The organism is Streptomyces tanashiensis (assembly GCF_014648895.1).
GTDB lineage: Bacteria > Actinomycetota > Actinomycetes > Streptomycetales > Streptomycetaceae > Streptomyces > Streptomyces tanashiensis.
The window spans coordinates 480716-488909 of sequence record NZ_BMRZ01000004.1 but is presented as its reverse complement, the minus strand read 5'-3'; the positions used below and the strand labels follow the sequence as shown (position 1 = coordinate 488909).

Below are 8194 nucleotides of genomic sequence, written 5' to 3'. Positions count from 1 at the left end.
GACTGGCACGACCTCGCCTCTCTCGCATGGTGGTCCGTGCAGGATAGGTCACTCCCGTGGGTGAGGACCGAGGCCGTGGACGTCGACCGCGTGCGTCCAGGACGGTGTCGGCGTGGGGAGCGAGGTCCTGGAGGACTGGCCGGCCCCCGGCCTCCCGGTCGAGTGAACCGCTTCCCCCGCCGGGCACCCGGGCGTGCCGGGAATCACCAGGTGCGGTCGAGCAAGTGCGTGAAGAGTGCGTCCAGTTCCCGTGCGGCGGTGTGCCTCAGCGGCGCCTCCCGCAGAGCACGGCGCGCGGTGTCCAGGTGCCGGCGCGCCTCCTCGCGGGTCGCGCTCCGCCCGCCGGCCTCGTCCACCAGTGCCGCGATGTGTTCGGCGGTGCCGCCGTCGGTCCGCCGGCCCGAGTCGAGCAGCGCCCCGAGCTCCCGGGCGGCCCTGCCGTCGCCGGCCAGGGCGGCGAGGACCGGGTAGGTCTTCTTCCCCTGGCGCAGGTCGGCGTGGACGGGCTTGCCGGTCACCGCCGGGTCCCCCCAGATGCCGAGGATGTCGTCCACCGCCTGGAAGGCGAGGCCGAGGTGACGCCCGGCCCGGTCGAGCGCGGTCACCGTCCTGTCGGGGGCGCCTCCGAGGACCGCGCCGAGCGCGATCGCACACCCCAGCAGGGAACCCGTCTTGTGCTCGGCCATCGACCGGTACTGCTCCGGCGCGACCGCCCCGGGGCCGGACCAGGGACGGTGCTCGAAGCGCAGGTCCTGCGCCTGGCCGGACACCAGCGCGTTCAGGGTCCGGCACAGCAGCCGGACCGCGGCGGCCGTGTGGCGGCCCTGGGTCTCGGCCAGGCCCGCCACGGCCTGGGCGAGGAGCGCGTCGCCGGTCAGCACGGCCGGGCCCGTCCCGTACGCCTTCCACACCGCCGGGCGCTGCCGTCGCAGGGTGTCGGCGTCCATGATGTCGTCGTGGAGCAGGGAGAAGGTGTGCACGAGCTCGACGGCGACGGCGCCCGGGACGGCGTCGGCACCGTCCGCTCCGACGGCCTCGGCACCGAGCACGGCGAGCGCCTGCCGTACTCCCTTGCCCTCGGATCCGCCGGGGTCCGGCTGCCCGGCCGTGTCGGCCCAGCCCAGCGCGTACGCCGCCATCTCGCCCGTCCAGGGGTGCAGCCGGCCCACCGCGTCCACCAGCGCGGGCCGGACCAGTTCGCGGCAGCGCTCCAGGACACCGGCCGGCGAGCCGCCGCGACCTGCGGAGGTGACCGCTCCGGCCACGGCCGCGGTGGCCGGGGAGCCGGCGGGCGGGCGGACCGCCGCCGTGGACGTCGGGAGGGCGCTCACCGCAGCCCCTCCACGTCCGCCGTCCGCAGGGCGTCCGCGCCGACCACCGGAAGCACCGGGCCGGCCGGTCCGTCCCCGGCTCGGTCCGGCAGCCGCCCGACGCCCAGCTCGACCGCTGCCTTGTCCACCATGTCCCGGGCGTGCCGCAGCCCGATGCGGTCCAGGGTCGAGCGCAGCTCGGCCAGTTCCGCGGCGGTGTGGGCGGCGTCGCGGCCCAGGCGGGCGCCGGCCTTCACGAGGCCCAGCCTCGACAGGGCCGTCCCGCGCGGCTCGTCCATCTCGCGGAACTCCTCCAGCGCCAGGGTGTACAGCTCGCGGGCCTCCTCGAACCGGCCCGCACGGTACAGCACGTTGCCGCGCATCTTGTGGTTGTAGGCGAGCGCGCTGGACAGCCGTATCTCCCGGCACGCCTCCTCCGCCTCCGACAGCAGCGACAGGGCGCGCTCCACGTCCCCGTCCCGTACGGACACGACGTCGGCGATGCCCCGCAGCGCCCACGCCCACCCGCGTCGGTCCTCGGCGCGCGACGCCGTCTCGGCCGCCTCCTCGAACAGGGTCAGGGCCTCGTCGTAGCGCCCGGTGTTGCGGTGCATCTGCGCGATGCCCTCCAGCGCCCACACCGTGTGCCGGGCCTCGCCGCGGCGGCGGGCCTCGGCCAGCAACTGCTCGTGCAGCTTCCCGACGGCCTCGTAGTCGCCCTGGATGCGCCCGGTCTCGGCGAGCCCCGCCAGCGAGTAACCCCGTACGACGACGTCGCCGCCCCGCTCGCCCGCCTCGGCCGCCAGGCTCAGCAGGCGGTAGGCCAGCCGGAACGCACCGCGCTGCCTGGCCAGCGTGCCGCCGCTCCACAGGGCCCACGCCTTCGCCCCTTCGTGGCCCGCCGCACGCGCCGCCCGGAAGCTCGCCTTCCACGCCAGGTCGGCCTCGGCCGTCCGCCCGAGCCTGCGGCACGCCTCGGCCACGGCCAGCCCGCAGCGCGCCGCTTCCCGGAGGTCCCCGGACCGCTCCGCCGCCCGCAGCTCCCGCTCGCCCCGGGCGAGCACCTCGGGCAGGGCGGCGTTGACCGACAGCGCCCCCAGAGCCCCCTGGTACTCGGGCGCGGACGCCTTCACGGGCCTCTCGCTCACCTGACCTGCCATCAGAACCTCCTCATGCCGACTCGACGATCAAGTCGGCGCGAGGATCAAGACGTCATCACCGGGCCCGGGTTCCGCATCGGCGCCAATGTCCGTCTCCGTACGGGCGCGGGGTCCTCCTCAAGTGCTACGCGAGCGCCACGGGCTCATCAACGAGACGGACGCCGGGGAGCGGCACGGCGGCCAGGCACGCCTCGGCTCGTGGCGTCCGGCTCCGCGGCCCGGTACGCGCCAGGGGCGCCTCGGCACCTACTGGGCGATTCCCACCCGGTTCGTTCAACCACGGCCAGAGGGACCGCATCTGACGGTGTGATCTGAGACGGTGCGGGACGTTCCGGGGCGTCCGCCGCGTAGCGTGGGCGCCATGACGGCGATATCCCCGCGCGAGGCCCGGCGTTGCTTCAACGCCCATCACCCCTTCCACGCCGCGTACTACTTCTCCCCCGAGCACGACGAGACGTACGCGGAACTCGGCCTGGAGAGCGGCCCCATGGCGTATCTGGCCGGGCGGGCCGCTCCCTTCGGGGCGGTCGGGCCCGGCGTGGTCACGGCGGCCTTCTACAACTTCCACCCGGATCTCGTCGCGCGACACCTGCCCCGCGCCTGGGACGTCGCCTCCCCCGCCGCCGTCCTCGACGCCCGGCTGCGGATCACGGACGCGTATCTCACCCGCCTCCTGGGGCCCGAGGCGCTGGCCTCGCGCGCGATGGCGGAGGCCGCCGAGCTGGCCCTCCAGGCGGCCGAGGGATGCCGCCGGCCCGGCCGGCCCCTGTACTCGGCCAATGCCGACCTGCCGGTGCCCGAGGCACCGCATCTGGCCCTGTGGCACGCCGCGACCCTGCTCCGTGAGCACCGCGGGGACGGTCACCTCGTCGCGCTCTCCGAGGCCGGTCTCGACGGCCTGGAAGCCCTGGTGTCCCACACGGCCACCGGGACGAACTGGCGTCCCGGATATCTCCAGTCCGCCCGCGGCTGGTCGCCGCAGGAGTGGACGGCGGCCCGCGAGAGGCTGGTGGAACGCGGGATCCTCGACGCCGGTGGTGAGCTGACCGAGCGGGGCGCGGAGCTGCGCCGGGCGGTCGAGGCCGACACCGACCGGCTCGACGTGGCTCCGTACGAGCACCTGGGGGCGGAGGGCACCCGCCGGCTCACCGAGGTGGCGGGGGCCTTCTCCAGGGTGGTGCTGGAGGGCGGTGGGCTGCCGCTCCAGAACATCGGCAAGCGCTGAAGGCCCGCCGAGGCGCGGCCGGTGGACCGGCCGCGCGGGGCGATGCGCCGGCGGGGCCGGTTCAGTCCTCGGCGCCCTGTTCCTTCGCCGCCCGGGCCATCGCCGCGAGCACCTCCTTCAGGGCGTCCCGTGTGTCCTCGTCGGTGACCCGGCCGTCCGCGACCTTGGCGCTCGCGAGCGGGATGGGGAGCGATTCCGGCAGGACGTTCGCACCCATCACCTCCAGGGTCTCCTTGACCCAGGCCTGGGCCCTGTCGCCCCCGGTCATCGACGGCGACGCGGTGACCACGGCGACGGGCTTTCCGACCAGCTCCCCGCCGCCGACCACCCATTCCAGGGCGTTCTTCAGGACTCCCGACGTGCCGTGCGCGTACTCGGGGCTGGAGATGAGCACCGCGTCGGCGGACTCCAGCAGCGCGCGGAAGGCGAGGACCCCGGGCGGCGGGCATTCGCTCTCCACGTCCTGGTTGAAGAACGGAAGGTCGCCGAGTCCCCCGTAGACCGTCATCGACACCGGCGGCAGGCAGAGTTCGGCGGCGGTGCGCACCACCGCGGTGTTCAGCGACTTGGTCCGGAGGCTTCCGGAGAAGGCGACGAATTTCATCTGGTTCCTTTCCTGCGTTCAAGAATTCCCACGCTTCGCGTGTGGATCGAGGCCGTGCGCCGTGTCCCCGGCAGGGCGAGCGCCGCGGCAGCGCCGGCACCGACGTCGACGTCGGTCACCGTCCAGGTGCTCGGGCCCGCTCCCGCCGCGCATCGGACGCCGACGGGCCCGACGCGGTCCGGGCGTACGTCGAGGGTTCTGAGGTCCATCGCGATGCCGACGCCCACCGCCTTGGCGACCGCCTCCTTGCGGACCCAGGCGCGGTGGAAGGCCTGCAGCCCCTCCTCCGGCGGGAGTCCGAGGACATGGGCCGCCTCGGTCGGCGAGAGGCACTGGCGGGCCGTCTCCCGTACGTCGAGGGGGCGCGTCGTCTCGATGTCCGCCCCCACCGGTCCCGAGGGGGACACGGCCACCAGCGCGCGTCGCCCCGAGCGGGAGAAGCTGAAGGCCGGGGCCATCGGGGGAGAGACGACACGCGGGGGCCCGTGGCGGTCGCTGCCGCATCCGGGGCAGGTGGCGCGTCCCCAGACGATCGTGGCGGCACCGACGCCCAGGTGCTCCGCCAGCGCGCGCCGCAGGGCGGCCCGTCCGCCCACGAAGGACGCCCGGTCCTGCGCCCGCCGGTACCGGTCGGCCCGGGCGCGTTCGGCGTCGTCGAGCAGGGCGAGATCGGCCGGGGTCTCCGAGGCGGGGAGGGACACCGTCCAGACGTGGGCGTCGGTGCCTGTCATACGAGGTGCTCCCGCGCCGTCCGACGGGCCGCGGCCACCGCCGCGGTGATGCGCCGGGCGACCGGGCGGCGGTGGTGCGCCAGGTAGAAGTGTCCGCCGTCGAACATGTTCAGGCCCAGGAAGCGTTCCGTCCGGCCCGCCCAGGCGACCAGGCGTTCCCGCCCGACCACGGGATCGGCGTCGCCGCCGAACGCGGAGACGGGGGTGCGCAGCGGCGGGGCGTCCGCGGCCGGCCTCCAGGTGTCGACGAGGGCGAAGTCGTTGCGGAACATGGGGCCGAAGTGGCGCCATGTCGCATCGTCGTTCAGCACGGCGTCAGGGGTGCCGCCCACCGACCGGAGCCACTCCCTGAGCTCCCCGTCGGTGAGCAGGTGGCGGGCGGCCGGCGTCGTCGTGCCACGAGCGGGCCGGGGCGAGGTGCCGCAGGCGGACACGCCCAGCCAGACGGGAAGGGAGCGCCCCTCGGCCGCCAGACGCCGGGTCAGTTCGTACGCGACGAGGGAGCCCATGCTGTGTCCGAAGAAGGCGAAGGGCCGATCCGTCCACGGCTGGAGCTCCCGGGCGAAGAAGGCCACCAGTTCGTCGCTGTTGTCGATCAGAGGGGTGTCGCTCAGCCGTCCCCGGCCGGGGGCGTCGAGGACGCACACCTCCCAGTCGGCCGGGAACTCGTGCTCCCAGTCCCGGTAGAGGAGGTGCGAGCCACCGGCGTGGTGGAAGAGGAACAGGCGCAGCGCGGCCCCCGGCACGGGGCGCGGGCAGGTCACGGCCCCGTGGGTCAGCGGACGCCTGGCCGGCCGTGCGGCGGTGCGGGTCACCACGCGCGTCCTCACTTCCCCGCCGGTGACAGGGCCTCGACCCCGGCGGCGTCCCGCGCCTCCGAGGCGAGGAGGGTCATCCGGGCGAAGTCCACCACCTGCGTCGCCATGGTCTCCAGCTGCCGCCGTACGTGCGGATCGGTGCACGCGCCGTCGGGGCCGAAGCCGGTCGTCGCGGTGTTCACCACGACACCGAGGGGAGTGGGCCAGCCGCGCAGGGCATGGGTGACGTCGCGGAGGGCCGCCAGCGTGGACACACCCCCCTGCCAGCCCTGGGCGACGGCGAGACTGCCGACGGCGCGCCCGCTGAAGTACGGGCGGGCGTCGTCGCGCAGCTCCTCGACGTGGTCGAGGGCGTTCTTGACGAGTCCCGAGATGCTCCCGTGGTAGGCGGGGCTGGCGAGGACGAGGCCGTCCGCGGCGGCTATCTCGGACACCAGTCGCAGTGCCCGCGCCGAGCGGAGCTCGTCCCTCGGGTCGTAGAGCGGCATCACCAGCTCGGCGCCGCCGATGAGCGACACCTCCGCACCGTGTCGCTCCGCCTCGGCCAGGACGACGCGGAGCGCCCGTTCGGCTGTCGAGTCCGGCCGGGGCGAACCCCCGATTCCGACCACTTTCACGGTCTGCTGCATTGGGATTCGCCCCATCTTCTTTCGCCAGGCTTACGGGTGTGTGCGGCGGGCCACCGGGGTCAGGCGGTGGCCGTCTCCGGCGCGGGCGCCATCGGCTCGCTCTGCGCGCTCTCGTGCAGGTCGCGGCTCCGGATGAAGACGAACGCGATGGCCGCGCCCAGGGCGGCGACCACGGCGCAGGCGATCATGACGTCGGCGAGCGAGTCGACGAAGACCGCGCGGGCCGTCGCGGTCACCTGGTCGAGGACCGACGCGGACACGGAGTCCGCCAGGGTGGAGGTGCCGCCGGTGGCGACCTGCTGCCCCACGGCCTCGGCCTGTCCGCCCAGCCGCGTGCCCGTGGCCGAGCCGGCGAAGGCGTCGACGACCTTGTGGTGGAAGAGGGCGCCGAAGGCGGCGACGCCGACGGCGACGCCGACCTGCTGGAAGGTCTCCCCCATGCCGGAGGCCATGCCGGCCTTCTCGGGCCGCACCACACCGATGGTGACCGCGGCGCGCGGCGGGTTGAACAGGCCCATGCCGACACCCGTGACGATCATGCTGGGCAGCATCGCCGTCCACGAGTCGTCCGGGCCGACGAGCACCATCAGGCCCATGCCGAGGGCGATGAGACCGATGGACAGACCGATCAGCAGGCCGGGTGCCACCTTGGCCAGCATGCCTCCCGTGACTCCCGCGACGACGAAGAGGGTGATCATCATCGGCATGAAGCGCAGTCCGGTCTCCCAGGGCGAGTAGCCCAGGACGTTCTGCACGTAGGAGATCTGCAGGAAGACGGCGGCGAGGCTGGTCGCGTTGGACAGCAGGGTGGCCAGGCAGACCCCGGTGAAGGTGGGCGTGCGCATCAGGGAGAGGTCGAACATGGCCCGTTCGCCGCGTACCTTCTCGATGACGACGAAGGTCACCAGCAGGACGAGGCCGCCGGCGAACGCCCCGAGGATGGGGGCGCTGGTCCAGCCGGAGGACTCGCCGCGGAGGAATCCGAGGACGAGCAGGCTGAGGCCGATGCCGAAGGTCAGCATGCCCAGCCAGTCGATGCCGTGCGCGGCCGGTTCCCGCGACTCCCTGAGCCGCAGGGCGCCGACGATCAGGGCCACGACCCCGATCGGGACGTTGATCAGGAAGATCCAGCGCCAGCTGAGGGCGTCGGTGAGGAAACCTCCGACCAGCGGCCCGAAGGCCAGGGCGAGGCCCGCGACACCGCCGAAGACGCCGAACGCCTTCCCCCGGTCGGCGCCCCGGTACTCGTTGCCGATCAGGGCGGGCCCGACGGAGAACAGGACCGCGGCGCCGACGCCCTGGACGCCACGGGCGATGTTGAGCGAGAGGACGTCCTGCGCAAGACCCGCGGCCAGCGAGGAGAGCGTGAAGAGGACCAGACCCGCCCCGAAGACCCGCTTGCGGCCCAGCCGGTCGGCGAGCGAGCCACCGGTGAGGAGGAAGGCCGCCAGGGTCAGGGTGTACGAGTCGATCACCCACTGCAGGTCGGAGAAGTCCGCCCCGAGCGAGGTCCTCAGGTCCTGCAGTGCGACGTTGACGACGGTCACGTCGAGCATCAGCATGAACATCGCGACGGAGGCCAGCGCCAACGTCCATGTCCGGGCGCGGTCGGCCGGCGGCCCGTTCTCCGCCTGACTGCCGACGGCTGCTTCGGCTGACATCACGTTCTCCTCATTGCTCCGCGGCACCGGGGCACCGCTGTGGTCGGTCTCTTTCG

8 protein-coding genes are annotated in these 8194 nt (G+C 74.0%); 1 reads left to right on the top strand and 7 read right to left on the bottom strand.

The window, feature by feature from the left end; translation table 11 throughout:
- Positions 1-203: 203 nt before the first annotated feature.
- Together IE237_RS17820 and IE237_RS17815 are read right to left on the bottom strand one after the other, a co-directional pair.
- The gene (locus IE237_RS17820) at positions 204-1265 is read right to left on the bottom strand and encodes a polyprenyl synthetase family protein (protein ID WP_229842743.1); all 1062 of its coding nucleotides are present in this window, start codon (positions 1263-1265) and stop codon (positions 204-206) included.
- Between the two features lie 62 nt (positions 1266-1327).
- Positions 1328-2470 (bottom strand): tetratricopeptide repeat protein, encoded by a 1143-nt coding sequence (locus tag IE237_RS17815; RefSeq protein WP_189802952.1) that lies wholly within the window; start codon positions 2468-2470, stop codon positions 1328-1330.
- Positions 2471-2831: 361 nt separating this feature from the next.
- Between IE237_RS17815 and IE237_RS17810 the strand changes: the two genes are divergently transcribed.
- Positions 2832-3695, top strand: a complete 864-nt coding sequence (locus IE237_RS17810) for an SCO6745 family protein (protein ID WP_189802951.1) — start codon at positions 2832-2834, stop codon at positions 3693-3695.
- 61 nt (positions 3696-3756) lie between these two features.
- Here IE237_RS17810 and IE237_RS17805 read toward each other — a convergent pair whose 3' ends face one another.
- The 5 genes from IE237_RS17805 to IE237_RS17785 form a co-directional block, all read right to left on the bottom strand.
- Positions 3757-4299 (bottom strand): NADPH-dependent FMN reductase, encoded by a 543-nt coding sequence (locus tag IE237_RS17805; RefSeq protein ID WP_189802950.1) that lies wholly within the window; start codon positions 4297-4299, stop codon positions 3757-3759.
- Complete coding sequence (locus IE237_RS17800) at positions 4296-5030, bottom strand: 4'-phosphopantetheinyl transferase family protein (protein WP_189802949.1); 735 nt, start codon at positions 5028-5030, stop codon at positions 4296-4298. The genes IE237_RS17805 and IE237_RS17800 overlap by 4 nt, the downstream gene beginning before the upstream one ends.
- Entirely contained in the window at positions 5027-5845 is an 819-nt protein-coding gene (locus IE237_RS17795) for a thioesterase II family protein (protein WP_229842732.1), read from the bottom strand. Before IE237_RS17795 ends, IE237_RS17800 begins: the two co-directional genes overlap by 4 nt.
- A gap of 11 nt (positions 5846-5856) precedes the next feature.
- Positions 5857-6465: an NADPH-dependent FMN reductase gene (locus IE237_RS17790; protein ID WP_229842731.1), complete on the bottom strand. Its 609-nt coding sequence runs from the start codon at positions 6463-6465 to the stop codon at positions 5857-5859.
- A 71-nt stretch (positions 6466-6536) separates the two neighbouring features.
- Positions 6537-8138: an MFS transporter gene (locus tag IE237_RS17785; RefSeq protein WP_189802947.1), complete on the bottom strand. Its 1602-nt coding sequence runs from the start codon at positions 8136-8138 to the stop codon at positions 6537-6539.
- Positions 8139-8194: the final 56 nt, after the last annotated feature.